This window comes from Sphingomonas sp. BL2 (genome assembly GCF_056680015.1).
In genome coordinates this window covers 3,708,501-3,735,155 of record NZ_CM155261.1, presented here as the reverse complement: position 1 = coordinate 3,735,155, position 26,655 = coordinate 3,708,501, and the positions used below count along the sequence as shown (strand labels likewise).

Genomic DNA, 26,655 nt, shown 5'->3' with positions numbered 1-26,655 from the left:
CTACCAATTGGTCGGTTGGCGGAGTAAGCGGGGCGATGGCAGTGTCGAATTCGAGAGAGGCAGTGCTCGCCGCGGCAAGGCGAAGCGCCATGGCGCGCGGCTATAACGGCCTGAACTTTCGCGACATCGCCGCCGAGGTCGGGATCAAGGCACCGAGCATTCATCATCATTTCGCGACGAAGGCCGATCTCGGTGCGGCGGTAGCGCGACGCTATTGGGAGGATACGGTCAAGCAGTTGGTGGTGATTTCGGATGAGGCATCAGAGCCTCTTGGTGCGCTTCGCCGCTATCCAGAAATTTTCCGCACGTCGTTGTCGAACGACAACCGCATCTGCCTGTCGAGTTTCATGGCGGCGGAATATGATGACCTTCCAGACGCGGTAAAAGTCGAGGTCCAGAGTTTTGCTGACGTCAATGTTGACTGGCTGAGCAAGCTCCTCGTCGAGGCCAACATTGTCGAACCGGGTGAAAGCAGGATTAGGGCAAAGGCGATCTATGCGGCCGTCTCCGGCGCGCAGCTATTCGCAAGAGGCCGTGCGGATATCGCGCTCTTCGACACGATGATCGACAGCTACCGCGCGGCCGGGCTTCTGCCGGCCTGACGGTCCTGCTGCCGTGTTTCGCCAAGTTCGACGAGCCGCGCCACCGTCAAATAACGTCGGATCTTTAAGCAGTTGGGCTGAGACGTAAAGTTGATGCACGACTCCGATGCCTTAGTCGATGAACCGGTCTGATGTTGATTGGATGGCTCGGTTGGATATGCGCGGTAATGGGCGTCAATAGCTGTAGTGCCTCGAGCTTGATAGAAAGCTCTGCCTCCTCGTCATAGGTGCGCGCGGTTTCCGTTTCGCCTTCATGGCCAAACAGATCGCAGCGGACTTCACTGGCGACGCGACCTTTCATCATTGTCGTTGCCAAGCCGCGGTAACTATGCAGCTATCTTGTCGCTGGTTCCGATAAGCTGCCGATCCAATCGCAGTCATATAGCAAAACCTGAACCGCCGGCCGGATCCAAGGAACGCTCAAACCGCCAGCGCGCAAACGTCGGCTGTTGTCGGAAACCGCCGTTTAGCGAACGAGTTCGGAACGTCGGCTTCGTCCCACTTCTCACCATTTTCGCCATCGCTGGTGGAGGCGCCAGGCGAACATGAATGAATGTCCGAAGTTGGGGAGCGCGAAACGACCGCCGAATGTCGTGTTGTGGGTCTGGCCGGAAGTTGTAGGGGAGGGGCGCGTTCACCCACCTGTGCCTAGCATGGGACCGATAGCCGGTGGAACAGCGCTCATGGCACTCTGTTGCCCTGCGAACAGGCTCTTCTTCGAAGCAGCCCGACGGAGATCGGTTATCTAAGGCCGAACACGCTAGGTGAACAAAGGTCCGTTTCTGGGGAGAGCCGAACAGTCGCTGGGTGACCACTTGTGGGTCGTAACGCCAACAGGCCATTCGTTGAAGGAAGCCACCCGGCAGTCGGTCTAAGCGTCGGAGCGGACTGCTCGTTGAAACGGGCGCCACTGCATATGCCCGAATAATGGCGTCACGATTAGATGCGGTACAGCGAGAGCCGCAATGCCCGCGAATAGGGGGCGAACGCCGGAAGGGTCAGAGTGTAACAAGAGAACGCCTGTTATGGTAGCGAGCAGTATCGCGGCGACCAGTATCGGAGCAGTTGCTCGGAGGTAGCTGCCCATCGTTGCACAACCGATCTGCGTACGACGTTCGAACGTTTGGGGTGCGGCATGCAGAACGAGAAAGCCCACCGAAAACCCCACGAGTGGCGGCAGAACGACAAGGGCGACCGTCCCGACCAGGAGGCGCAGGTCTTTGCGCTGACATGCTTTTACGACCAAATACGCTGCGGCTATTGCGCCGATCAACGCCATTGTCGACACCATTGCGGGCAGCACGTTTGTCGAGGTGCCGCCAAAACGAAGAATATCGGTCAGGTTCGTGGCATGGAGAGTGGCGGGGGTGGCGACAAGGCTCGTTCCTCTCGCCACCCTCTCCAACGGCCGATCCGCTGGTGCATCTTCCACGCCGAAATGAACTGCCGACGCGACGAGAAAAGCCGGAAGTGCGACCGCTGGATCAATGACCCACCAACAGAGGCAAACTGCACCAACAAAGACGTATAAGGCGACGAACAAAGGGCGTTGCCGCGGCTCGACGATTGCCAAGTCGCTGGCGCCATGTGCCATGCCGATGAAACCTATCGCCACAACCGCAAAAGCTAATTGTACGGTCAACGCGCTAATGGAGGCGGCGGCTGCCGCCCCTAGAAGCATGCTCCAGCCCCAGGCTGGAGCGCGGGCGATCATGACTGATGACCGCGTTCGGTGCTATGCTGCTCCAGCGCCTTGTCCAGATTGCTTGCCGCATAGAAGGCGTAAACAACCTTGGCGACGACATCCATGATCAGAATTGCCCAGACTGATGTCGGATCCGTGATGATCTTCATTCCTTCAGGACCGATCAGGAAGACGATTGGATAGAGGAACCAGATAACCGTCAGGAAGGCGACGTTCTTATTGTATGCCGTGCCCAAGGCCATGCCCCGGCTTTTCGCCAGCATGCGTAGCGGCCCCCACAAGAGGTACAGAACGCCGAGAAAGGCGACGCATGACCACGCATACCAGACCCATTTTGCGAACGATGGGCCGGTTAGCGACGACACCAGTCCCGTAGCTATCATTAGCACGTCAAGGACGATGATGGCGGTGAGGTGGCCGCCAACCTCGCCGGTTCTACCATGCTCATGGAAGGCCAGAAGAACGAGGCTCGATAGCAGGATCGGCGTTGTCACCGACCAATCGAGGTATCTTGCGAGATAGGTGACCGAGCCGTCGAGCTTGAACAGCGTACCGATGCCGAAGGCCATTGCCAGATACGCCGTAGCTGCAATGAACGGCACGCTGGCATGCAGCAGCGTATGGTGGCCGGACGGGTGGCTTTTCTTCCCCGTCGCATAGATCGCCAGCGAACCCAGCGACATGATTGTGAACCCAAGTAGGAAGGCAGTCTGATCCATGCGGGATCCCCAGCACAAGGGGGCGACCCGATGCCGACCCAAATCGCATAACATGGATTGTATCGTTTTGTGTCCACGCCGGAGCAAAGTTCATCGGCTTGTCACGAAGCGCGGTCGATAGGAGACGAACGGACACTTCGTCAGTGAATTAAGCCGGCAGACTACCCTGCGCGACGCTGCGTAAGTAATCACTGGTACCGGATGCCTTCATGAGCATCGTATCGACTAGCCGTTGTCCTCTGCAGCCCCGGCGAACTGGATTGCGCGGCTTTGGTATCACGATTTTGAAGCTTGGCTGATTGTGGAACGCGCGGTCGCCTGGATCGCTAAGATAGACCGCCTATCGCTCACCCACAAACTGAAAGTTCCGCATGTTCAACGGACTCGGCCTGCCGGTTTTGCTCGCCATCTTTGCCGCCTGCGCAGGTGTAATCTGGGTAGCGGGCGTGAAGCTAGCTGATACGACGGACATTCTGTCCTCGCGCCTTCACCTAGGCAAGGCGCTCGGCGGTATCATCGTACTCGCAATAGCCACCAACCTGCCCGAGGTCGCGATCACCGTCAGTGCGGCGCTGGCAGGCAATCTGGGGGTGGCGGTCGGCAATATACTAGGCGGCATCGCCATCCAGACGGTTGTGCTCGTGGCGATGGACATCGCCATGAAGGAGCAGGTGCCTCTGACCTACCGCGCCGCCAGCCTCACGCTGGTCGTGGAGGCGGTGCTGGTCGTGGTGGTCTTGATCGTGTCGATCATGGCGACGCAGTTGCCGGGCACGCTGATTGCGGCTCGCCTGACTCCCGGGGCGGTGTTGATCGGCGTCTTGTGGGTCATCGGCGTGTGGCTTTCCAGCAAAGCCAGCAAGGGGCTGCCTTGGCAAGATACGAGCGGCACGGCTCCCGACGGGCAAAAAGAACCCAAGGGTCACTCGCAGGCAAAGAAAGATGACGCCTCCGGACAGCGCGGCGAGAGCACGATTCACGTCGCATTGGTCTTCGGCGCCGCGGCGCTTGCGACCCTGGCAGCCGGCGTACTCCTGGAGCGAAGCGGCGATGCCATAGCCGAACACATCGGCCTCAGCGGGGTCCTCTTCGGGGCAACGGTGCTTGCGGCCGCCACGTCGCTGCCCGAGCTTTCGACCGGTATCACCTCGGTACGCATGAAGGACTATCAGCTGGCCGTCAGCGACATCTTTGGTGGAAACGCCTTTCTGCCAGTGCTCTTCCTCCTAGCCGTCGTCGTCTCAGGCAAGGCGGTGCTGCCTGATGCACAGGCAAGCGACATATATCTTGCGGGCCTTGGAGTGTTGCTGACCTGCGTTTACGCCGCAGGCCTGATTTTCCGACCCAAACGTCGAATTTGGCGCATGGGCATCGATTCCTTCGCGGTGCTTACCCTTTATGCCCTCGGCGTGGGTGGCCTGTTCGCAATATCTAGCGGTCACGGCAGTTGAGCCGCTTACTTCAAAACGCGACTTTCTGGGGTGGGAGCCAGCCTTTGAAACTAACCGTGTTGAACATGAACAGGTGTCCGATGTTGGGAGCAGAGAAGGAGCGCGTGTATGGCCGATTCTGGGTCGAGCAGGCGTCCTTTCCGCCGATGGATGCTACCTGAAAGCACGAACTTTCGTGAGTGGCGATGTCCGACAATGCCCCTCGACGCCAGCGTAAGTCGCGTCGTCTTGCTTATTGTCCTGCGTCACCTCAATCGGTGATCGCATCGTATCGACGTGCAGAAGCCTGCTAGCCTATGGCGTTTTAGATTAAGCAATGGTGGGGACATTAGTCGTCAAGTTTATTCAATATGTCGGAGGCATGGGGTTATCTGTAGCGGGCTTCTCCCTTGCTCCGGCGCAGCCGTGGGTGCCGGTAGCGACGGCCGGTAAGGTTATCGATGGCGTTTGGCGATCGCGCGGCTATGGGCATATCCTCGTCGTGCGAGGCGGGACCCGTACACTCTACCATGAGGCCGGCGCGTTCTGCTATCGCGGGACCAGCGACGACCTCGACGACGATGCCTATCGGCTGGTGTCCGTCACAGGACGGACCCATCTTGCATTCGCCGCATCGCCCGATCAGACCCATTACTCCTTCGAGCGCATAGATGCGCTGCCGCGCCGCTGCACCACGAAACGCGATTGGACGGCTCACGACATAGCAGAGGTCATCGCGGCGACGTTCTCTGACCTCTATCCCGGATTCGGCCGGCGCGGACGGACGCTAAATGCATTGACTGCTGCTCTTGCGACCAGCGACGCTTCACCCCCCGGATTGCCCTTCTTCGAACGTACCACCCGGGCGCTGGCGAGCCTCGACGATGCCCATGTCGGTCTTGAGGCCAAGATCGACGGCGTTGATCACGATTTCGAGGGTGGCGAAGCCCGAACCATCAAGAACGCTCGAGCAGACTCTGCATTGGGTTCCGATCCCGCCGCGCGGGAGCGGGCCTGGTCCAAGTCCTATCACGACGGGATCACCGCCCTTCTCGATGGCGGTGGACATCAGGTCGCTAACCGCCGCATCCTGTGGGGGACGATCGGGCGGGTCGGCTATATCAACATCGTCGCCATGGGAGCGTTCGACAAGGACGCTCTTCCAAATAGCACAAAGGTGCTGGACGCCGCGCTGGACGAGGCGCTTGCTGCCTTTCAGGGGCTTCCCGGCGTTATCGTGGATGTCTCTAACAATCGTGGTGGGTACGATGCGATCAGCCTCCGTATCGCCGGTCGTTTCGCCGACGGGCGCCATCTGGCTTTCTCGAAGAGGGCCATAGGTGCGAACGGTCCCTACCAGCAGTTCGAAGTCATGCCGTCCGAGCGCGTCCGCTATCTTGGTAGAATCGCTTTACTGACCAGCGACGTGACGGTCAGCGCCGGTGAGACGTTTACCCTCGCGATGCGGGCGCTGCCGAACGTGGTGCATATCGGCAGCCGGACAAGAGGAGCTTTGTCCGATCAACTCAGCAAGCCGCTGCCAAACGGCTGGACGCTCACGCTGCCCGCCGAGAAGTATCGCGATCCCTATGGGCATTCGGCGGAAGGGATCGGCGTCGAACCCGCACGATCCCTACCCCCGTTCGAGCCCGATCATCACACCATGATCCGGCAGGTAGCGCAAATCCTGTCGTCTCATGGTTGAGCTGCCGCTTTCACGGTGGCCCCTTCCGCCATGCCGGTGACGACGGCCTGGTCGTTCGTCATCGGGGATGCAAGTTCAGGATGACGGAACGCGTCGACGTGCGACAAGCTGGTCAACCAACTCGTCGCGGCTCGATTTAAAGCACTGTCCAAAAGCCGCCTCAAGACCACGAACGTCTGTGATCTCCCCTTTGTCATGTCGTTTCCGGGCGGATGCAAGCTGAGGCCGGTACTCGGACCAGCATCGTTTGAGGGCCGTGCATCCCACGTCGTCGACGTCTTTGTCCCCAGTCGATATCGTCGTCTTGCACGTCGTGACGCCGATGGTGGTCGCAACCTTTCCCCGCCAAGCCGCCAGTCGCTTGCCGATCACGACAATATCCGTCTCGGGCGGTGCTTGAGGTACCGCCTGAGCCTGCGAAAGTAGAAGCGCGAACACCATCATAAGACTTACCCCTTCAGTGGTCTATTCAAGTCGTTCAGCTCATTGAAAAAGCCCGCGCCGACGTAGCGGCGGCTCCGGACATGTCGCTATATTAGTGAGGCCCGGAGCGTGTCTTTGTCGTCAGATTGCCGCTGACGAAAGCATAAGGGTATTACCAGTGACGGTCAGCGGGACGTTGCCCGATTTCAGGATTGTCTCCACGTCTTTAAGCGGTTGGCTCGACGCACGCTGGATCATCGCACGCATGACATCGCCTGCGTGTTTGTCATCGTTCAAACCATCGAAATAATCGAGCCACTCTGTCCCGCCCAAGCGTCGATCGGCTTGATGGCGGGTAAGCAGCGGATTGATAAAGTCGAAGAAATTGGAACCGCCGTGGCGTCGCGCGACGCCGGATGCCGCCAATGCGAATACCGTCCCGCAGGCGTAGAAAGCACGGCTTTCATGGCGATCGGCAGCTTGTGCGATCGGCTTCGTGCCGAGCTTCACGCAATCGTCCACCGCCCGCTGGAGCTCGCCGATCACATACTCATGGTCGGCGAGCTCCAGCAACGTGTAGGCCATCATCTCGGCGCCGCCCTCGGTGATCCATGCGTCGGATGGCGCGCTGTAGGCCACGCCCTCCGACCCCAGCCAGAAGTGCGCCATTTCATGCGCGATGAACCACCTGGTCCGGCGCTCCGCGCGCTCGTTCCGCTCCAGCAGGCCCTCGCCCTCGAAATTGAGGACGATTTCGCCGGGGCGCACGCCACCGTCGTTGATGAGCTTTCCGGGAGTCGCGCCGCGCCAGCCCATGATGAGCAACGGTAGCCGAGGATCAGACCGTGCGCCGAGGCGCGCCACATAGGTCGATGCCACGCGCGGCGCGAACTGCGATACGTCGGTCTTTAACCAGGCCGGCAAGGCAGGATCGGCGAGCATGGCGACGCCTCCAATCGTCTGTACCTCCCCAGATCCGAACACGACGTAGGTGGCCGCCCCGGTCAGGATCGGGTCACTTTGCCGTTTGCCCTGCACGAACACCGGACCGGCATCGTCATGGAAGCGCACCGGCAATGCGCGGCCACCCAAATCCTGAACCGACAGTCCTGCCTCTTTCGCGTCCACGGTTGCCGGATGATCGATCGGAACGAGGTCGAACTGGTCGGAATAGAGCGCTGTCGCGCCGTTGCTGAAGGAGATAGCTGGATCGTATTCTCGTTCCAGCGTCGCGTTGGTCGGTGTAAAGGTTATCCGGACTTTTCGGGGAACCGTACTACCATGATCGGCGACTAGTACGTCATAAGCCCCGTGACGCTCGATCCGCACGCCGGGCGTCACTACCCGCCAAACTTCCGAGCGCCAGGCTCGATGATCGGCCTGCTTTGGCGCGGACACAGGGAAGATCCAGCCCCGCCTGTCGCTGCGAAGCGTATAGTCCACCTGCCAAGCGCCATTTCTGTGTGTGACGCTGGCTGAAGCTGGTTCAAGCAATTTGGGCTTCGACCCCGCAATCTGTGCGGCGATCGCCATTATGAGCAACATGTATTCGTCCCCCTCTCCTCGATAGGAGAGGGCGACAGCTTTATGGCCGCTGAACGTTGCCCGCCTGAAATGACTGCATACAGCATCCCGTTTTTCAAAAGTCTTTGCCCTTGGTGATTTCGAGAAGGGATTCCGCTTCCGGTCTCTTGATCGATTTGAGGCAGCCGGGGGGCAGCCGGCAGGCCGAGCTCAGCAACTCCCTCGCTGCAAACATGAATGAATGGCCGAAAGTGGAGCGGAGAACAGGCGGCGAATGACCGGAACTGGGTCGCGGCAACCGTTCGAACTCCGATTGAGTTTCAATCCAAAACTGGTCGCTGGCTACATCAGCTTAATGACTTGCCGGTCGCGCGGCCTTGTTGGGTCTCACCATCGAAGGCCGCAGCGCCCGCGCATTTAACTGAAGAGCAAAGCAGTAGGCGGCGACCAGTTCGCCACTTGGGCGTTTAGCGGTCGAGCAAGCTTTTTGTTAGGAACGAGACCAACCTTATGAAGACCGTCGTAGTAACGGGAGCGAGCGCCGGCATCGGCCTCGCGACTGCGGATCGCTTTGCACGTAGCGGATGGCAGGTTGCAATCATCGCAAGGGACCCGACACGTCTTGATGAGGCTCGGGCGATGCTCGAACAGCATGGTGGTCGAGTCCTGGCGATCCCGGCAGACATTGCCGATCCGAAGGCCGTCGACGAGGCCGCCGATAAGGTGGTCGCTGAATTTGGCGCGATCGACGCCTGGATCAACAACGCCATGTCGACGGTGGTTGCTCGCGCGCACGACATCACGCCGGATGAATATGCCCGCGTCACCGCCACAACCTATCTGTCGCAGGTCTACGGAACGCTTGCCGCGCTGCGTCACATGCGTACGCGGGATCAGGGGGCAATCATCCAGGTGTCGTCCGGCCTCGCGATCCGGGCCGCTCCCTTGCAGGCCGCGTATTGTGGCGCGAAGGCTGCGGTGGGCGGGTTTACGGACTCGCTGCGCTCGGAGCTGATCTCGGACAAATCAAAGATCACGCTCAGCGTCGTGTATCTGCCCGGCGTCAACACGCCGCAGACGAGCTGGGCACGCACCCACACGGGACGTGAGCAAATCATTCCCGATCCACTTTTCGACCCGCGCCTCTGTGCCGAAGCGATTTGGACCGCAGCGCGCGATCCTCAACGTGAGTTCTGGGTTGGGCGTTCGACACTGATGATGGCGCTCGGACAGTCGGTAGCACCAGGCTTCTCCGATCGTGAGGCAGCCGGAATGCTCGACAAGCAGCAGGGCGATCCGATGCCCGATCGCATTGGCAATCTCGACGAGGCGGTTCCAGGACCGGCGCAGATCGACGGCGACGGCAAGGACCGGGTAAAAGGAAGCCGCCGCGAGTTCTTTACGAGCCGTCAGCGCGATATGCTAAAGCTAGGCGTGGTAGGTGGTCTGCTGGGTGCGGGTGCTTTGATGGGTGTCGGTGCGTCACGCGCGCTGCCGCGTCTGCTTCGTTGACCGGGATGCTGGAGCGGCTGCTGCCGCAGCATCATGGACGTATCGAACTCGGCGTTCGCAAGGACGGCTATCTGCCGCTTGAGCAATATGGCGCGCTTGGGGATGGCCGATCCGTCGCATTGTCCGGTGCCGATGGATCGATCGACTGGTGGTGCGTACCCAACATGGACTCGCCTCCACTGTTCGACCGATTACTCGATGGCGGGAATGGTGGGTGCTTTACGCTACAGCCCGATCACCCCTTCACGGTTGAGCGCCAGTATCGCCCGGGCAGTAATGTACTCGAGACGATCTTTACGACGCCGAGTGGGCGAGCAAAACTGACCGAGTCTCTCAACAGTGGCACGGCGGGGCGTCTGCCATGGGCCGAGCTGGCGCGGCGGGTCGATGGGCTGGATGGCACTGTTCGCTTTAGGCTGACGATGAAGCCTGGTCGGCGAGGCGATACGGTCAGTCCGTACCACTCGAAGATTGGGGGCCACACAGTTTTCCATGTCGAGCGCGTCCTTGGTCTATTCGTTCACAGCGACACGGTACATTGTGACTGGGCCGACGAAGGCATCACGGGCGAAGTGACGGTGGCTGCCGGCGAGCGTCAGACCGTCGCAGTCGTGGCTGGTCGTGACGAGCCGCTGGTGGCCCCAACGATTGAACAGATTGATGCACGCATCGACATATCGGACCGGGAATGGCGAGACTGGTGCGAGCATGTCTCCTACTTCGGTGAAGACCGCGAGGCATTCCTACGCAGTGCACTGGCGCTGAAGCTGCTACTCTACTCGCCGTCTGGCGCCATCGCGGCCGCAGCAACAACGTCGATCCCGGAAGGTATCGGCGGAGCAAAGAATTATGACTATCGCTACGCCTGGATCAGGGATGCCGGCTACACGATCAAGGCGTTCCTGACGGCAGGCCTTGAAGCCGAGGCGAAGGCTGCGTTCAGCTGGCTGCTCGACCAGCTTCGCAGCGTGGGCACGCGCGTGGTCTATACCCTCGACGGCAAGGTCGTGCCCGGCGTGTCCGAATGGGCAATGCCAGGGTATCGCGGTTCGACCCCGGTCCGTACCGGCAATCAGGCTACCGACCAAAGTCAGCACGGCGTCTACGGTGACATCTTCGAGACGGCCGCCTGCTTCGTCGGCTGCGGCAACATCCTGGACCCCGCGAGCGCGGAGTTGCTTTCACACCTCGCCGACGAATGTGCTGACCGTTGGCGTATGCCCGATGCAGGTATGTGGGAGCTGGAAGAGGCGCAGCACTACACGATGTCCAAGGTCAGCTGCTGGCAGGCTCTGGCCCGCGCCGTGGAACTCGCGGACCAAGGTCAGCTGCCGACCACCTGCCGGGAACGCTGGTCACGCGAGCGTGACCGGATCAAGGACTGGATCGAGGCTGAGTGCTGGTCAGAGAAGATGCAGGCTTTCGTCATGTACCCGGGCACCGACAAACTCGATGCCTCATTGGCGCTCGCCGTCCGCTTCGGCTTTGATGGTCATGATCGCCTGCTGGCGACGATGGATGCGATCGATCGTGAGCTCGGTAGCGGTGCTTTTCACTACCGCTATACCGGCATGGACAAGGAAGAAGGGTGCTTCCTCGCCTGTTCCTTCTGGATGGTGGAGGCCCGGGCGGAACTTGGTCAACGGCCTGAAGCGCGCCAGCGGTTCGATAGGTTGAACGAAGCATTGTCTCACGGACACGGCATCCTCGCCGAGATGATCGATCCGGCGAGTGGCGCGTTTCTAGGCAACCTTCCTCAAGGTCTCAGCCATTTAGCGCACATCATGGCGCTGTCCGTCCTCGACGAGGCAGCGGCCTGCAACTGACTCTGATCCCATCGCAACGGAGATAAGCATGACCGACCGTCTGACTATGCAGGATCCTCGCTCGCAGTACCCGCAGCCGCCTTTCCCGCGACAGCCGCAGCCCGTCCCCGGCGAAGCGTCGAAGATGGATCCCGTGCCCGACCATGGCGAAACGAGCTACAGGGGCTCAGGCAAGCTTGCCGGGCGTAAGGCGCTGATCACAGGCGCCGACAGCGGCATCGGTCGCGCGGCCGCTATCGCGTTCGCACGTGAGGGCGCCGACGTTGCCCTGTCGTATCTCGAGTCCGAGAAGAACGACGCGGCCGAGGTCATCCAGCTGGTCGAGGCAGAGGGGCGCACCGCCGTCGACCTTGCCGGTGACATCACCGACGAGGAGTGGTGCAAGACACTCGTCGCGCAAGCTGTCGAGAAGCTTGGCGGGCTCGACATCCTCGTCATCAACGCCGGACGGCAGCAGAACCGTGAGGACGTCTCGAAGGTCACGTCGGAGGATTTCGACAAGACCATGAAGACCAACCTCTATGCTATGCACTGGATCGCGCAGGCGGCTGTGCCGCACCTGCCGGCAGGCGGCTCCGTCATCACCACCGCCTCGGTGCAGGCCTATGAGCCGTCCGCGATCTTGCTCGACTACGCCACGACCAAGGCTGGGATCGTCGCCTACACCAAGGCGCTCGCCAAGCAGCTACTGGAGAAGGGCATCCGCGCCAACGTCGTGGCACCTGGCCCCTTCTGGACGCCGCTCCAGGCATCCGGCGGTCAGCCGCCCGAGGCGGTGATGAAGTTCGGTTCGGAAAGCCAGTATGGCCGTCCGGGTCAGCCTGTCGAAATCGCCCCTGTCTATGTGCTGCTGGCGAGCCAGGAGGGCAGCTATATCAGCGGCGAGGTGTACGGCGTCACTGGTGGTGCTGGCGTCGCCTGACAGTACAGAGCCCCGGTCAGTCCATACTGATCGGGGCATATATGATATGGCATCTTTTACCTCAAAGAGGAGGGCTCGCTTAAGTCATCTGCAGCGTCCCGATCGTTGCGCCAACTCATTGCTTCATCGAAGATCATTATGAACGCATGTCTGAAGAGGGGAAGCGGGCAGGGAGCTTGGAATAAACGCATCTGGATCACGCGACTTTAGCTGGGTTAATCGGAACGGCCCCAGATGTTCGTGGCGCATCGTAGGCAAGATCGTGGTGGTTCGGGCTGGGGTTGAGGACCTTAGATGGCCTTCCTTCCGTTCTCATCCGACGGTCCGCCTCCATCCAATCGGGCGCGATAGCATGAGCCTGTGTCCAATGAACAATACTGGCTTCGTCGCACCAGACGAGCAGCTTGGGCATGGCCTTAAAGTGCGCCCCGCTGGTGATGTATGCCCGCATGGCGGCTTGATCACGCCAGAGGCTGGCGGTCCAGAATGTGCGTTTACGATCAGCAAGTAGAAAGCCATCGATAAATCCATCCGCCCGCTTTATCTGCCTCCCGGTCCACATCGTATGAACGAGAAATTGCGGCATAAATCGAAGCGAGCGGATGCGTAGCCGGGTGATGCTGACAAAAGTCATCATTCTGGCATCGGCTAAAATCGCATTTCGCTCAAGTCAGAAGCTGAATGAACGGCCATTTGTCAGAAGCAGTCCTTAGGGGCTAGGCGTCGGCCGTTGGGTGGATGAGCTTTGAGGCTATTGCGCAACAAGTGAACGCTTGACGTCGTTCACGGGCCGAACGGGGCGACTCATGCGCATGGCGCTGACACGCCAGGCGAGCGAACGTGGCGGACGATGCGCAACGAGGCGGTGTGCTTAGTGATGCAGTTGACCGACCAGCTGATCATACCGAATGGGGCGTGATTGGATTTTATGCGGCCCGTTGCCCCGCTCAAGGATAATGGTGTCGCGATGTTGATCTTCACAACTGGACGATCTTAAACCGGTACGTCGCCTGATGCCGTGGGTTCCAATAGCCGACTTCGGCTACGTGACCGACAATTGATCGACCCGCGCAATGAAGAAAATCAGCTTTTCATTGCATCCGGATACATCACCGTGCGTTGGGACCTCGCATTACCAAGAGGGAAATCTAAATGTTCGAGAAGCTGCGCATCAAGGAACACATGGAGATTGCCGGTTCGGACGGTGAACATGTCGGCACCGTGGACAAGGTAGAGGGCGAGCAGATTAAGCTGACCAAGACGGATGCCGCAGACCATCAGCATCATTACATCGCAGTCGACCAGATCGACCGGATTGAGGACAATCGTATCTACCTGAAGGTTACGAAGGCCGAGGCGAAGACGGTCCTGTCCTGACGACCCGATCGCAGACCGGCAAAACGCCGCGACACCATCGGTGCCGCGGCGTTTTGCTTATCCGGCGATGGTGAAGACCGAGCCGGAGTCGACGCGGATGCCGGCGCCGTTGATGAAGCTGGCTCGCTCCGAACACAGGAAGACGACTGCCGCCGCCACTTCCTCGGCGCGGCCGCGGCGCTTGAGGACCATGCCCGGCCGTTCCTCTTTGAGAAAGCTCTCAATCGCCGCGTCGAAGCTCTCGCCGCGTTCCTCGGCGCGCTTGCGCATCATCTTGTCGGTCATCGGCGTCGCGATGAAGGCTGGCGAGACGGTGTTCACCAGCACATTGTCGCAGCCATAGGCCTTGGACAGCCCCTTCGCGAGCGTAAGGATGCCCGCCTTCGATGCGCAATAGGCCAGTTCGTCGACATAGGGCTGCACTGCATCCTCAGACGCAAATAGGACGATCCGCCCCCAGCCGCTCTCGCGCATCGCGGGGATCGCCTCGCGACACATCCGCACCGCACCCATCAGGTTGATGTCGAGCGTCTGTTGCCACCCCGTATCATCGACATCGAGGAAGTCGCCGGTCGCCCCCGTCACTCCCGCTGCATTGACGTAGATGTCCGGATTGCCGAGCCGCTCACGCACCTCCGCCCAGATCGATCTTACGTCATCGGGGTTGGTCACGTCGCCGGTAACCGCGATGACTTCGCCGAGCGGGGACAGTTCCGCAATCGCCTCGTCCAGCGTGCCGCCGGGTTGATCGGTGATGGCGACGCGCACCCCCGCCTCGAGCAGCAGCCGTGCCGTCTCCTTGCCCATGCCCGAGTCCGCGCCGCTGATCAGCGCGATACGATTCCTGATGCCTAGATCCATGATGAACTCCTCAACGGTGGGATGTGAGAAAACGGTCGGCGGTACGCAGAGACAGCGCCATGATCGTCAGCGCGGGGTTCGCCGCCAGCGCGCTGGGAAAGATGGAATTGTCGCAGATCAGCAGATTGGGAACGTCGAAACTGCGGCCGTTGGGATCGACCACCGCGGCGTCGCCGTCTGTTCCCATCCGGCACGTACCGATCGTATGGGCGGAGCGGTCGACGGCAAAGATGTCCCTGGCCCCCGCCGCGCCCCAGATCTCGGTGAGCGTGCGCCGGGCGTGGCGGTCGATCGCGCGTTCGTTGGCCCGATAGCTGAAGTCGATGCGCGCCTTGCGGTGGCCGAAGGCGTCGACCTCGTCAGCAAGCGTCAGGCGATTATCGGGATGCGGCAGGCATTCGCCGTTGATCCCGATCCCCGCCATCCGATTGTAGCCCCGCAGGACGCTCTGGAGCCGCTCGCCCCACATGCCAGCGCCGCGCGCCAGCCCGGTGGCGAGGGTGACGGGCAGTACGCCAAGACTCTGAATCAGATAGCCACCTGCGCAGTCCGCATCGCCGGGCCGCATCATGTCTTCGCTGATGAGTGACGAAGGATAGCCGCGGTTCATTCGCATGTCGGCATTAAATCGACCCCAGACCTGCGTCGCGACATGCGCCATGAAGTTGCGTCCGATCTGGCCGCTCGCATTGGCGATGCCAAGGTTGAGGAGCAGCCGCGGCGTCTCCACCCCGCCGGCGCACAGGAAGACGGCCGCGCAGCGCTGGCGATGATCCTCGTCACCCTGTCGATAGATGACCGCGCTAATCCGGCCGCTGCCGTCGAACTCGAACGACACCACGCGCGCCTCCGCGCGAATCTCGGCACCGTGCGCGACTGCAAGGGGCAGATAGGTGGTATCCATGCTGGTCTTGGCGGCGGTGCGACAGCCTTGGTGACAGGTACCGCAATTGATGCAGGCCTGCCGCTGTCCCCAATGCGGCTGATCGCGATCGCGCGAGACCAGTGCTGCCGGCGCGTCGGTGGCGGTGATGCCAACTGCCGCACAGCCCCGTGCCATCGCATCGGCCGCAGCGTTGCGGGCGACCGGCGGATAGGCGTAGCGGCGCGCGGCGTCCCACGGATAGTCGGCCGGGCCGGATACGCCTGTGAAATGCTCGACCTCGCCGATGTAGCGGATCAGTTCGGCGTGATCGATCGGCCAGTCCGCACCCTCGCCGGTCAGCGTCTTGAGTTGCAGGTCGCGCGGATCGGGGCGGGGGCAGAAGGCGCCCCAGTGCAGTGTCGATCCGCCGACGCCCATGCCCGAATTGTTTGAGCCGAACGCGGTCGGCGTCGCTCCGCCGCTCAGCCGTTCCTCCATCCAGTATATGTCGGCCGCAACTTCGTCGGCGACGTGATCGTCGGGCCGGAAAGCGCGGCCCGCCTCCAGCGCCACGACTGACAAACCAGCCTGTGCGAGCCGTGCGGTGAGCGGCGCGCCGCCGGCGCCCGTCCCGATCACCACGGCATCGACGACGTCGGTTTGGGCGTAGTGTTTCGCCCTCACGACAGGCGCTCCCGCGCCTGCTGCCATGCTTCCGGATCGTCAGCGCCGGTGCGGATATAGCCCTGTTTGCGGCGGCCATCGCCACCCACAGCAAAGCCGTCATAGCCGATTGCCGCCATCGTGGCTGGCAGTGACATCCAGACGCGCACTGTCTCGGCACGCACGTCCTCGAACCACAAGACCATCTGCTCAGGCGAGAGCTGTGTGATGTCGCCGGTGCTGCCGACCTCGCCGCCGTTGACGCGTTCGAGCAACCGGGTTTGCGCATCAGGATGGAGTGCGGCGAAACCACCCGCCGCCTTCGTCAATGTCGCGAGTCCGCGCCGCCATGCCTCGCGATCGGGTGGCAATGTCGCGAAGCGCCAGCCGTCGCCCGCGCCGTCGGCGATGCCAGCGAGCATACGATCCGCCAGGACGGCCTCGCCGTCGCAATCGGGCAAGATTTGCGCAACCAGCGCGGCGACGGTCGCCTGCTCCTCCGTCGTCCAGACCGAGCTGGACGCCGGCGTGCGCATTCGATCCAGCAGCGTGGCGCGCGCCCTGTGGCTGACGCGATCGGAGGCGAGCAGGGTCGCGAAATGCGCAGGGAGGGCGGCTAACGCGACGTTCGTCGTGTGACCGTCGATCAGAGCGGCGAGCGCCTGCGGCTGTTCGTACGGGATGAGGTGCGCCGCGCCGCGCACGACCTGCATATCCGCGGTGATGTAATGTGGCAGGTTGAGCCGGCGCTGAGCATCTTCGCCGAGATCGCCGTCCTCGGCACCGGCGAGGATCAGCGCCGGGATTGCGATGCGTCCAGCCTCGGCGCTCCAATCCTCGCGACTGCCACGTTCCAGCCAGCCGAGCCACGCCTCCCGGCTTGACCGTCGCACGTCGTCGATCGCGGTGTCGCGCAGCGGTTTGGCCAGTGTTGTGGCGGTATTGGCGTCGACGAAGATCGCAGCATCAACGCCTGCGATCTGTCCGTTGGCGAACCAGTCAATCATCTCGTTACGGCGCTTTTCATCCATCGGTTCGGGCGACGGGGGCGATGCCGCGACCAGCACGACCCCAAGTACTCCCGACAGGCCGATTTCGCCGGCTGCGGCGCGGGCCGCGACGAGCGTGACGATCTTGCCGCCCATGCTGTGACCGACAAGCACGCAGGAGGTCAGCGCGCGGGAGCGGATCTCGTCCGCCAGCCAGTCCGCCATCACTTCGACATCGCAATGCCCCGCCTCCGCCGCGGCGCCGAATCCGGGCAGGTCTAGCGCTACGCACGCTCGGTTTGGCAGGTGATCGAGAACTTGCTTCCACTCTCTCGCGCTGGCGCCGAGGGCATGAAGAAATACCAACGTCGGTCCGGTCATGCATCCTCGCTAAATCAACTGCATGCCCGACGTTGCAACGGTCAGTCCGTTCCGGTGTAATGCGTATTTCGTTGGTTTATCTCACGATAAGGCGGCGACCATGATAGCTTCTCGGCGTCAAACCGACTGCTAGAACCCAACATATGGCTGATGGGCCTTTTCCTGCTGGTCCTGACCGCCGCACCGATCGCTACAATCCAGGTTCTGTATAAGGAGGAACCCGGATTAGCATTCACAGTCCGACGCAGCGTCGCCGCTAATCCCGTACCTAAGCCTCCCGTAGAAGCCGTCTGCAGCTCATCGGGTGTAGAACCACACTTGGACAGCCTGCCTCATAAACTATCGCCCAGCTGTGACATTCGAGTTCGCAGGTCAGGCGCCAAAGCGGGCGTTACGCGGAGATGAACAAGCGGCCGAAGTTGGGAAGCTGGGAAGGGGGCAGGGACGTCTGATTGTGGGGCGTCTGGGCTGCTTCGAGGAGGCTTTGCGTTACCCTCGCGCTCACAGCCGCAAACAGTCGTCGCCTATGACATGCTGAGTGCTTATAGGTTGGCTTGTTCTTCTTTGTTTAAGTCAGCATCGGGACCGTAATAGAGTTCAGCGCACGCGTCGCGCAGGCAGCCACCCTCGATCTCGATATCGTCCCGATAGGCGTCCCCGATGAAGCCAAGGGTGTCGACGTGCTTTGCCTCGAAATACATCGGATGCACATCGTTGCGACCAGCACCGTAAACGACGCGGCCGACTTTCGACCAGATCGATGCCATCGTGCACATGCCGCAGGGCTGGAGTGTCGAGTATAACGTCGCCCCGCGCAGCTCCAGTTCTCCGGTTTGCTCACAAGCCCGACGGATCGCCATCATCTCGGCATGAGCGGTTGCGTCAGGCAACTCCTTGGTCTGATTGCGTTCGGCGGCAATCACCCTCCCGTCTAACACGATGACGCATCCAAGCGGGGAGGTTGAGGGATCGGACCCTTTCGAGCGCGCAACCTCGATCGCCATTTGCATCCAGTGTTCGTCGGTATCGGTCTGCATTGCGTTTCCACCTAATTGCAGTTGCTGTTAGATTTTGCGTGTCGATCCGGTTGCTGCGTCAGCTTTGAACCACCCTGACGGTCGCTTCTGTGGGATCGACCGGATCCATCACGAAAGCCCCGGCATCACGGTTCGCGACAAGCCATGCGACGTGTGCGGCAGTGATGCGCTGGCCCGGCACCAGTCGAGGTACGCCGGGCGGCGCGGGCGCGATCATCTCGGCTGCGATCCTTCCCTCAGCCGCCTCGTAGGCCACCATCTCGGCTGGGCCGTGAAGTGCCGCAGGCCCGGGCATCGCCATGTCGACCGACATGGTGCCGATCCCGGGCACAGGCGAGATTGCCGGTAGGATGGAGGGATCGGCATCGAGCTGCTTCACGAGATCCTGCAAACCACGGACGAGCTTGCGGAGATCGGACCTGGTTGTGCCCAAGGACAGAACAGCCAGAATATGCCGGGTGTCGGACAGCCCCATGCTGATCCGGTGATGCTTGTAGAGCCAGTCGTCGATCGCATACCCTGCTACGCCCAGCGCCGAGACGTCGATCAGCACCTTGGTGACGTCCAGACTGGCATCTGGCGGCAAATGATCATGACCGAACACGCGCAGGGGGGCGATACCAGCAATCTTCCTGCGAACCTTTTCCGCCAGCGCGATGATGCCGTTCCACATCTGCTCCCCGTTCAACGCGTGATCTCGCCGGGTCGCGTCAAGCGTTGCTAGGATCGGTACCGATGGGCTGGTGGTCTCGAACAGTTCATAGGCCATCCACAATCGCTGGCGATCGATCAGGTCGCCCTTGGCGACGATCACCGATCCCTGCGCCAGGGCCCCCATCGTCTTATGGGCGCTGTAGACGGCAGCATCCGCCCCCTTGGTCAGCGGATCGTCCGGCAGTCCTTCACAAAATGCGAACGCACCACCCCAAGCGGCATCGACGATGAGGGGAATACCGTGATCGTGACAGACCGTGGCGAGTGCCGCGATATCGCTCGTCACGCCGTAATAGGTTGGGCTGACGACGATGAACGCCTTGGCGGTTGGATTGGCCGCCAAGGCGGCGTTCAGCGCCTGCGGCTCAACACCATGCTCAATGTCCCATTCCCCGTCGATCTGGACCGGCACGATGGCGGCATTGAGCCCCGTCGCGAGCGCGTAGGTACGCTCGGCCTTGTGGGCATTCGCCGCGACCAGAATGGTGTCACCTGGTCCGGCGACCGAGGCCATAACCGTGTGAAGACTCTGGGTGGATCCGCCGGTTACAAACCGGCAGAAGTCGGCATTCCAGGCCTCCGCCGCGATCTCGTGCGCACGTTGAAGGGCCAGCTTGCCTTCAGTACGATCATCGAGCCCCTTCGGGGTTAGGACGTCGGCTTGGAAAACGCGCTTGCCGAGCAGTGCCTTCATCCCGCCAGGAATGGCTGCACCCTGGTTGTGGCCCGGCGCTCCAAATCCGATGACCGGCCTCTTCTCGATCGCCGCCAATGCATCGGCCAACGGCGCACTCTTCTGATCCATGCCGAACCCTCTCCTGATCGAGTGGGTGAAACGCACGGATACTGGAAAGCCCCTTCACGACGGTTGATCTTCTTTACCAAACAGGCAGTTATCCGCCGAAGGCGGACATGAATCAAACCTCCCGCTGAGCTGTCTAGGGCGCTCATCGATAGCAAAGCCCTTTTCCAACATTCCGTCATCAAGGGTACGAAAGAGGAAGAGCTATGAGGAACGAGATGCCGATCAACGTCAACGCGGCGAGTGCGGCGGAGTTGGACGCCATCCCGGCGCTAGCGGGGCACGGGTTCGAGATCGTCCGCTATCGTGAGGAACGTGGCGGGTTCAGTGACCTGAGACAACTTGATGAAGTACCCGGTCTTACCGGTAAGGCCGATGGGGCGACTGCTTCACTGACCGTCGGCGATCGCTGACTCAGGCAGGGGCCAGGCTTTGGAACGCCGCGATAAGAGCTTGTTCGTTGATCGGTTTGTCGAGAACGATCATCGATGGCCGACTTACATGGCATGCTTCGCGCGTCCCGGTCACGAAGATAACGGGTGTCGGCCCATGCTCCAAGATGATGGCTTCCACCGCGGCAGGGCCGGTGCCGGCCGAGAGATTGACGTCGGACATGATGATCGAGGGAGGCCTCAATCTCGCGGCATCGATAGCCTCATCTTGCGAGGCAGCCTGATCAAAGGATGTGCCGCCAGCCCGTTCGATTAGCTGGATGATGTGATCGGCGATGAGGAAATCATCCTCGATGACGAGCACATGGCACATATGACAGATCCCGATAAGCTGAGCTCTTAACCAATGTGGTCACGCAATGGGCCCGCCACGGGGTTAATAAATGTCAGACAAGGTCGAAAGCTTAGATCGGCGCTTCGATTGCGAAGCGAACACCTTCCGGCAGATATTGGATTTCCGCCTTGCCGCGGATGTGGCGTGACAGGACGCGCTCAATCATTCGCGTACCAAATCCAATACGCGTAGGCACGGCAACGACAGGACCATCCTGCTCTGCCCAGGAGAAGGTAAGTCGACGTTCCGTCGCATTGCCGTTCAGGTCCCAGCGTATGCTCACCTGACCCTCCGGTACCGAGAGCGCTCCATATTTGATCGCATTGGTCGCCAGCTCGTGCAGCGCCATCGACAACGCAAGTGTCACTTCCGGGGTCAGCCGTATCGTCGGGCCGACAGCGGAAAACCGTCGACCGTTGCTGTCCATGAACGGCGCGAGCACTCGCTCGACGATCTCACCGATCGCCGCGCCTTCGATCTCGTCCTTGAGCAGCAGTTCGTGGGCAGACGCTAGACTGGCGATGCGGCCCGATACCGCATCCCGAGCCTCAGCAAGGGACCCAGCATCGCGTAGCGTCTGACTGACAACGGCACTGACTGTCGCAAGCGTGTTCTTCACGCGGTGTGTCAGTTCATGGGCCAGAACCGAACGTTGCTCCTCGGCGAATTTGCGAGCTGAGACATTGCTCGAAAAGCCCGAAACCGCCAACGGCGTGCCATCCGCACGGCGCTGCAGCGAGCCTTGGGAATGGATCCAGCGTTGCTCGCCTTCAGGCGTCAATATGCGGTATTCGACGTTATACCGCGTGCCATGCTCGATAGCGCTGTTCAGCGAAGATCTGACGAGTTCGCGATCCTCTGGGTGCACGCAAGCCAACAAGCCTTCCGCCGATAATATCTCCCCGGCCGGCCTTCCAAAGTTCGTCAGGCAACTTGGCGAGTAGCTGAGCCGCCATTCTGGCAGGTCGATGGTCCAAGTGCCCAGTCCGCCAGCATCGAGCGCAAGCGCCAGGCGCGCTTCTCGTTCGGCCAAAGCGACTTCACGCATCGCCAGCTCGGCACTTAGCGTGTCGCGGTCGCGTTCCAACTGCAACAGCCCGTGCCGCTCGAGTGTGACATCGAGCTGGGATGCCACGAAGTAGCGTAGGCTGCCGGTGGCGTCATGCACGGGCGCGACCATGAGGCGGTTCCAGAACGGCGTGCCATCACGACGGTGATTCAGGAGGTCGATATCGATCGGATTACGAAGAGCAATTGCGTCCTTCATGCGTTGGACGTCGGCCTGATCGGTCAACGGTCCCTGCATGAAACGGCAGTTCCGGCCAACGACCTCGACCGCCGAGAACCCCGTCAGAGCCTCGAACGCACGATTGACGTAAACCAGCGGGTTATCCGGTAGCGTTGGATCGCTGACGACCATCGGCGTAATGCAGTGATCGAACGCCGCAACGAAGGGGTCATGCTCGTTGAGGCGGGACGCAAATGCGTCGACAGCCTCGCTTACGACACCTGAGGTATCGTGTGGTCGAACAGGCGAAGGCGGGAGTGGCTGACGGTCCAAAGCAGGAACGTCCTAGCGGTAACACGTTGATGGATCAACGTAATCGAATTTATGTAGAACTTCTGTCATCTGTCGTCCCACCTCGTAAGGCCATGCGATTGTCGGTTATCACCGGAAATCAGGGGCTGGTCTGGGACCACTCTGCGGCAAACGCGGGCGCTGCAATGAAGCTCGCTGGCTGCGGGGATACGGGCGGCGGATCGCAGACACCCTCTTCAATGTAGCGCATTGCGGACATCAGACCATTCCGGGAGAAGGGCTTGGGTATGACGCCATGGCCACCGGCAAAGTCGGCTGGGATCTTGAGTGGGTTTGCAGTGACGAAGACGACTATCGCGTCCGCCCATCGCTTCCGGATCAGTGCACAGACATCCAGGCCGCTGGTGCCTTTCGCAAGCTGTATGTCGACAAAAGCCAAGTCCGGATGGAGATCGCCTGCCAGGTCTTCAACTTCGTAGAGAGACGCGGCCTCGCCGACGACACGGTGACCGGCGTCTTCGATCATCGCTTCAATATCCATCGCCAAAAGAGCTTCGTCCTCGACGATCAGCACATTCAACGGCGGTTTGGCACGTCCACTCATTAATCGTCCACCGGGAATGAGAGAGATACACGAACACCGGGGGCGGCATCGGACCATACGACGTCGGCCCTGACTTGCTTGGCGAGGCGGGAAATAAGCATTTTGCCAATGCCGTCCGGCTGAACGTCATTGCTGGCAAGCCCATGCCCATCATCGGTGATTTCGATCAGGGCATTATTGCCTTCTAGGGCGGTACGGACGGAAATCGTACCCGCTCGCCCGTCGGCAAATGCATGCTTGATGGCGTTTGTCGCTATTTCGTTGAGGATCAATCCAAGCGATGCCGCCTTACTGGACGGCACCTCTATTTGCGAAATGTTTGAGACCAGTTTGATGTCGTCGCGTCTGCTGGCACCAACGACGTCGCTGATTAGATTTTCGGTAAACGCCCCGACATCGAAGCGGGTTATGTCGTCCGACTGATAAAGACGGCGATGAACTGTCGCCAGCGCATCAACCCGTTCGAGCATGGTTTCAAGTTTTGATGAAACGGCCGGGTCTGATATGCTACGCGCCTGCAAACGCAGAAGCGAACCAATCATCGTAAGATTGTTCTTTACCCGGTGGTCGACTTCGTGAAGCAGCAGCGTTTTTGCGTCTAACGCGGCCTCCAGGTCGGACGTGCGTGCCTCGACCTCCTGTTCGACTAATAACTTCTGCTTTGAAATAATAGTTTGCGCTTTGACGCGGTCAGTAACATCAAGCTGGGAGGCGAAGAAGAAGACAACCTTACCAGCGTCATTGCGTACAGGACTCAGATACAACGCGTTCCAGAATGTAGATCCATCCTTTCGATAGTTTAGAAGGTCCACGGCAATGTCGGTTTGGGCGTCGATTGCCTGACGCACCTTAGTCACCTGCTCTCGGTCGGTGTCGGGACCCTGCAGGAAGCGGCAGTTACGGCCGATGATTTCACTCCGGTCATAGCCCGACAGCGTTTGAAAGGCTTCGTTGCAGAAAACGATCGGGTTATCGGTCTGCGCGGGGTCCGTGATGACCATAGGCATTCGGGTAGCCCGAACAGCCGCGGCAAAAGGGTCCGCTCGCCCGTGCTCGTAATCGAGCGCTTCCGTCAGATGCCAATCGTCCCGCTGCTTCATCACGCCTCCGTGGAGCGTGCCGACCAGCCGAACTCCGTGCCGGGACTAAATCGTTTTGATCGGCTTCCGTTCCGCTGAAAGATCGAGTTCGTCTCACTAAGGCATGGCCATTGGGCGGCATAGCTTGCGCGTACAAAGCCTCTTTGAGATTAAAAATCGGCGACCCGTCTTGCAGGCTGGAAGCTGAACGAATGGCAGAAGTAGGGAAAGCGAAAACGGCTCATGAGTGTCCGCTTGTGATGACGTGGACGGCTCTCCAACCCTCAAGCAGTATGTCCTGCGGAGAGTCGAAGGAGAGTCACGATGGGAAACGTCACAACGATCGGTCTGGATATCGCGAAGAACGTGTTTCAGGTGCACGGAGTGGATGCTGATGGCGCAGTGGTTGTTCGCCAGCGTCTGACGCGTGGGCGGATGTTGAAGTTCTTCGCCAAGCTGCCCCGGTGTCTGATCGGCATTGAGGCGTGTGCGACATCACACTTCTGGGCGCGCGAGCTGGTCGCGCTCGGGCATGACGTGAAGCTGATGCCGGCGCAGTACGTGAAGCCGTACGTCAAGCGAGGCAAGAACGACGCGGCTGATGCCGAGGCGATCTGCGAGGCCGTGACCAGGCCGACCATGCGCTTCGTCGGGATCAAGTCGCCCGAGCAGCAGAGCGCGATGATGCTCCATCGTGTCCGCCTGATCCTCAACCGCCAGCGCACGCAGCTGTCGAACGCGATGCGGGCGCACTTGGCCGAGTTCGGGATTGCAGCGCCGATTGGCAGAAACGGCATCGAGCAGCTCCTCGACGTAATCGCTGATCCTACCGATGAGCGCGTACCGGCCGATGCGCGGTTCTGCCTGGAGATGCTGGCAGCCCAGTTGCGCATCGTAAAGGAGCAGATCCTCGAGAACGATCGTCGCATCCTGGCGAGCGCACGCGAGACCGAGCTCGGTCGCCGACTGATGGAGATACCCGGCGTGGGTCCACTGCTCGCCAGCGCCATCGTCGCCACGGTTCCTGACCCCGCGATCTTCCGCTCGGGCCGCAACCTGGCTGCTTGGATAGGCCTGGTGCCGCGGCAGAACTCGAGCGGCGGAAAGGAGCGGCTGGGCAGCATCACGAAGGCGGGCCACCAATATCTGCGTCAGATGCTGATCGTCGGCGCTATGGCAGTCGTGCGCTATGCCGAGCGGAACGGGGCTAAGCGGCCCTGGCTCGTGCAACTGCTTGCCAGGCGGAAGACCAAGGTCGCCGCGGTCGCGCTCGCTAACAAGAACGCCCGCACGATCTGGGCGATGATGGCCAGCGGCGAGCGCTATCGCGAGCCGCAGATCGCGTAACAGGATACGGTGCGGGCGACCACACCGGACGAGGTTGGAAAGGGCGGATAGGAGCTAATGCAACAAGCCGGTTGAACCGCCGGATCGGGAAAACCCACAAAGACCCAAGCACCTCGAGTGCGTGTTTGTGATCGGGACCCGAACCGCGCGAATGGCATTATGGCCAGCGGCGCTAAGAGCCGCACAACAGGTCGGACACATGGCCGCACCAACCAGCATTGCAACGCGACTGTTCAAGCTTGCCAACGGAGGGCCGTCCACACATGGGTCTTTCATGAGTGACGACACTTGAGCCAAGTTCGATCGGCGCATTCATCTAAAAATTTAAGGTTACGGCAGAGGAAATGGCCGATGCAAAGTTGGATGCGCGCATCGCTATCTGTCCGAGGGGAGGCGCAAGGACGGATAGCGGATCGCCGCCCAGACTGGCCGGGATAGACACGCCGAGTTTCGTCAATACTCTGAACGTTGAACTAGTTCATCAATGCCGATGGGCGACGCAGGCCGAGACGAGGCAGGCGCTGTTCAAATACATCGAGGCGTCTGACCGGCCACCCAGCGGGTTCGCCAAACTGAGAATGATTAAAAGCTGCAGAATCGGCTCTTTATGCGTCGTCGTCCCGCGCTGCTGCCGCCGACATTGACGTGCAGCCCAACCTTCTGCCACTCTGAGAAGGCCATCGGAGATGACATGCTGACGTCCGCGTTTTTGACATGGCAATTCGCACTTGCCGCCGCCCTACCGGCAAACGCCTGCGAACTTCCTTCCGTCCAACAAGTGCCGACGAAAACGTCGATACTCGTGAACGGCGCAGTCGGAGCTAAATACTCATTCGATCGGGCGTCGATTGTACGTCATGCCTCCGCCTCCGCCGATGTAGATCAGCCGTCCACCGCTGGTCCGATCCGGGGGCGCTTCGAAGGTGTCCTTCTTTCCGACCTACTGAAGGCCGCGTCTCCGATCATTCCGCCACGAAAGAACAGCTTGATCGGCTTCGTCGTGGTCGCCCGGGCAACCGACGGTTACGAGATCGCCGTCTCCTATGCCGAAGCGGATCCCGCGGTCACCCGCACGCCAGCGCTGGTCGCCTTCTCGTGCAACGGACGGCCGATCTCGCCCACCCTCGTACTTCCAGGGAATCACGACTCCTCGCGCTACGTTCATGAGCTCGGAGGCCTAACCCTTCTCGACGCCGGATCGCTCGCGAGATAGCTGGTAGTGCAGGTCCTCAAGCCGTGTAT

Annotated in this window: 24 protein-coding genes; 10 read left to right on the top strand and 14 right to left on the bottom strand. The window is 60.7% G+C overall.

Features of this window, described 5'->3' with window-relative positions; all coding sequences use genetic code 11:
* Positions 1-35: 35 nt before the first annotated feature.
* Entirely contained in the window at positions 36-602 is a 567-nt protein-coding gene (locus AC1ME3_RS17095) for a TetR/AcrR family transcriptional regulator (RefSeq protein WP_056476236.1), read from the top strand.
* Between the two features lie 871 nt (positions 603-1,473).
* On the opposite strand, the gene AC1ME3_RS17090 is transcribed toward AC1ME3_RS17095, so the two are convergent.
* The gene (locus AC1ME3_RS17090) at positions 1,474-2,283 is read right to left on the bottom strand and encodes a Brp/Blh family beta-carotene 15,15'-dioxygenase (protein WP_480954135.1); all 810 of its coding nucleotides are present in this window, start codon (positions 2,281-2,283) and stop codon (positions 1,474-1,476) included.
* Between the two features lie 29 nt (positions 2,284-2,312).
* Positions 2,313-3,026 carry a bacteriorhodopsin gene (locus AC1ME3_RS17085; RefSeq protein ID WP_252574799.1) on the bottom strand — a complete coding sequence of 238 codons (714 nt, stop codon included), beginning with the start codon at positions 3,024-3,026 and terminating at the stop codon, positions 2,313-2,315.
* 371 nt (positions 3,027-3,397) lie between these two features.
* Between AC1ME3_RS17085 and AC1ME3_RS17080 the strand changes: the two genes are divergently transcribed.
* Positions 3,398-4,477 carry a sodium:calcium antiporter gene (locus tag AC1ME3_RS17080; protein ID WP_480954134.1) on the top strand — a complete coding sequence of 360 codons (1,080 nt, stop codon included), beginning with the start codon at positions 3,398-3,400 and terminating at the stop codon, positions 4,475-4,477.
* A 316-nt stretch (positions 4,478-4,793) separates the two neighbouring features.
* Positions 4,794-6,161: a S41 family peptidase gene (locus AC1ME3_RS17075; protein WP_480954133.1), complete on the top strand. Its 1,368-nt coding sequence runs from the start codon at positions 4,794-4,796 to the stop codon at positions 6,159-6,161.
* A 75-nt stretch (positions 6,162-6,236) separates the two neighbouring features.
* Here the strand turns inward: AC1ME3_RS17075 and AC1ME3_RS17070 are convergent, their stop codons facing one another.
* Positions 6,237-6,605 carry a hypothetical protein gene (locus AC1ME3_RS17070; RefSeq protein ID WP_156359682.1) on the bottom strand — a complete coding sequence of 123 codons (369 nt, stop codon included), beginning with the start codon at positions 6,603-6,605 and terminating at the stop codon, positions 6,237-6,239.
* 120 nt (positions 6,606-6,725) lie between these two features.
* Positions 6,726-8,129, bottom strand: coding sequence for a hypothetical protein (locus tag AC1ME3_RS17065; RefSeq protein WP_480954132.1), 1,404 nt, complete (start codon positions 8,127-8,129; stop codon positions 6,726-6,728).
* 489 nt (positions 8,130-8,618) lie between these two features.
* Here AC1ME3_RS17065 and AC1ME3_RS17060 point away from each other — a divergent pair, with 489 nt between their 5' ends.
* From AC1ME3_RS17060 to AC1ME3_RS17050, 3 genes are read left to right on the top strand one after another with little or no spacing between them, the layout of a single operon-like run.
* Positions 8,619-9,620, top strand: a complete 1,002-nt coding sequence (locus tag AC1ME3_RS17060) for an SDR family oxidoreductase (RefSeq protein ID WP_480954131.1) — start codon at positions 8,619-8,621, stop codon at positions 9,618-9,620.
* Positions 9,621-9,625: 5 nt separating this feature from the next.
* A complete protein-coding gene (locus tag AC1ME3_RS17055; protein WP_480955862.1) occupies positions 9,626-11,446 on the top strand; it encodes a glycoside hydrolase family 15 protein in 1,821 nt (606 codons plus the stop codon).
* Between the two features lie 28 nt (positions 11,447-11,474).
* Positions 11,475-12,368 (top strand): SDR family oxidoreductase, encoded by an 894-nt coding sequence (locus AC1ME3_RS17050; RefSeq protein ID WP_480954130.1) that lies wholly within the window; start codon positions 11,475-11,477, stop codon positions 12,366-12,368.
* Between the two features lie 196 nt (positions 12,369-12,564).
* Here AC1ME3_RS17050 and AC1ME3_RS17045 read toward each other — a convergent pair whose 3' ends face one another.
* A complete protein-coding gene (locus tag AC1ME3_RS17045; protein ID WP_480954129.1) occupies positions 12,565-13,005 on the bottom strand; it encodes a hypothetical protein in 441 nt (146 codons plus the stop codon).
* A 515-nt stretch (positions 13,006-13,520) separates the two neighbouring features.
* Here AC1ME3_RS17045 and AC1ME3_RS17040 point away from each other — a divergent pair.
* Entirely contained in the window at positions 13,521-13,745 is a 225-nt protein-coding gene (locus AC1ME3_RS17040; protein ID WP_107964604.1) for a DUF2171 domain-containing protein, read from the top strand.
* 57 nt (positions 13,746-13,802) lie between these two features.
* Here the strand turns inward: AC1ME3_RS17040 and AC1ME3_RS17035 are convergent, their stop codons facing one another.
* The 5 genes from AC1ME3_RS17035 to AC1ME3_RS17015 form a co-directional block, all read right to left on the bottom strand.
* Positions 13,803-14,606 (bottom strand): SDR family NAD(P)-dependent oxidoreductase, encoded by an 804-nt coding sequence (locus AC1ME3_RS17035; RefSeq protein WP_480954128.1) that lies wholly within the window; start codon positions 14,604-14,606, stop codon positions 13,803-13,805.
* A gap of 10 nt (positions 14,607-14,616) precedes the next feature.
* Complete coding sequence (locus AC1ME3_RS17030; RefSeq protein WP_480954127.1) at positions 14,617-16,155, bottom strand: GMC family oxidoreductase; 1,539 nt, start codon at positions 16,153-16,155, stop codon at positions 14,617-14,619.
* Positions 16,152-17,504, bottom strand: a complete 1,353-nt coding sequence (locus AC1ME3_RS17025; RefSeq protein ID WP_480954126.1) for an alpha/beta hydrolase — start codon at positions 17,502-17,504, stop codon at positions 16,152-16,154. The genes AC1ME3_RS17030 and AC1ME3_RS17025 overlap by 4 nt, the downstream gene beginning before the upstream one ends.
* A gap of 542 nt (positions 17,505-18,046) precedes the next feature.
* Positions 18,047-18,541, bottom strand: coding sequence for a nucleoside deaminase (locus tag AC1ME3_RS17020; RefSeq protein ID WP_480954125.1), 495 nt, complete (start codon positions 18,539-18,541; stop codon positions 18,047-18,049).
* A 58-nt stretch (positions 18,542-18,599) separates the two neighbouring features.
* Positions 18,600-20,060, bottom strand: a complete 1,461-nt coding sequence (locus tag AC1ME3_RS17015) for an aminotransferase class I/II-fold pyridoxal phosphate-dependent enzyme (protein WP_480954124.1) — start codon at positions 20,058-20,060, stop codon at positions 18,600-18,602.
* A 203-nt stretch (positions 20,061-20,263) separates the two neighbouring features.
* Here AC1ME3_RS17015 and AC1ME3_RS17010 point away from each other — a divergent pair, with 203 nt between their 5' ends.
* Positions 20,264-20,470: a ComEA family DNA-binding protein gene (locus AC1ME3_RS17010; protein ID WP_235518058.1), complete on the top strand. Its 207-nt coding sequence runs from the start codon at positions 20,264-20,266 to the stop codon at positions 20,468-20,470.
* Position 20,471: 1 nt separating this feature from the next.
* Here AC1ME3_RS17010 and AC1ME3_RS17005 read toward each other — a convergent pair whose 3' ends face one another.
* From AC1ME3_RS17005 to AC1ME3_RS16990, 4 genes are all read right to left on the bottom strand, one after another.
* Positions 20,472-20,822, bottom strand: coding sequence for a response regulator (locus tag AC1ME3_RS17005; protein WP_093401120.1), 351 nt, complete (start codon positions 20,820-20,822; stop codon positions 20,472-20,474).
* A gap of 91 nt (positions 20,823-20,913) precedes the next feature.
* The gene (locus AC1ME3_RS17000; RefSeq protein WP_480954123.1) at positions 20,914-22,263 is read right to left on the bottom strand and encodes an HWE histidine kinase domain-containing protein; all 1,350 of its coding nucleotides are present in this window, start codon (positions 22,261-22,263) and stop codon (positions 20,914-20,916) included.
* Between the two features lie 259 nt (positions 22,264-22,522).
* Positions 22,523-22,987: a response regulator gene (locus AC1ME3_RS16995; protein ID WP_121884513.1), complete on the bottom strand. Its 465-nt coding sequence runs from the start codon at positions 22,985-22,987 to the stop codon at positions 22,523-22,525.
* Positions 22,987-24,087 (bottom strand): histidine kinase dimerization/phosphoacceptor domain -containing protein, encoded by a 1,101-nt coding sequence (locus AC1ME3_RS16990; protein WP_480954122.1) that lies wholly within the window; start codon positions 24,085-24,087, stop codon positions 22,987-22,989. Before AC1ME3_RS16990 ends, AC1ME3_RS16995 begins: the two co-directional genes overlap by 1 nt.
* 303 nt (positions 24,088-24,390) lie before the next feature.
* Here AC1ME3_RS16990 and AC1ME3_RS16985 point away from each other — a divergent pair, with 303 nt between their 5' ends.
* Complete coding sequence (locus AC1ME3_RS16985) at positions 24,391-25,413, top strand: IS110 family RNA-guided transposase (RefSeq protein ID WP_480954121.1); 1,023 nt, start codon at positions 24,391-24,393, stop codon at positions 25,411-25,413.
* Between the two features lie 691 nt (positions 25,414-26,104).
* Positions 26,105-26,626 (top strand): hypothetical protein, encoded by a 522-nt coding sequence (locus AC1ME3_RS16980; RefSeq protein ID WP_480954120.1) that lies wholly within the window; start codon positions 26,105-26,107, stop codon positions 26,624-26,626.
* The last annotated feature ends 29 nt before the right edge of the window (positions 26,627-26,655 follow it).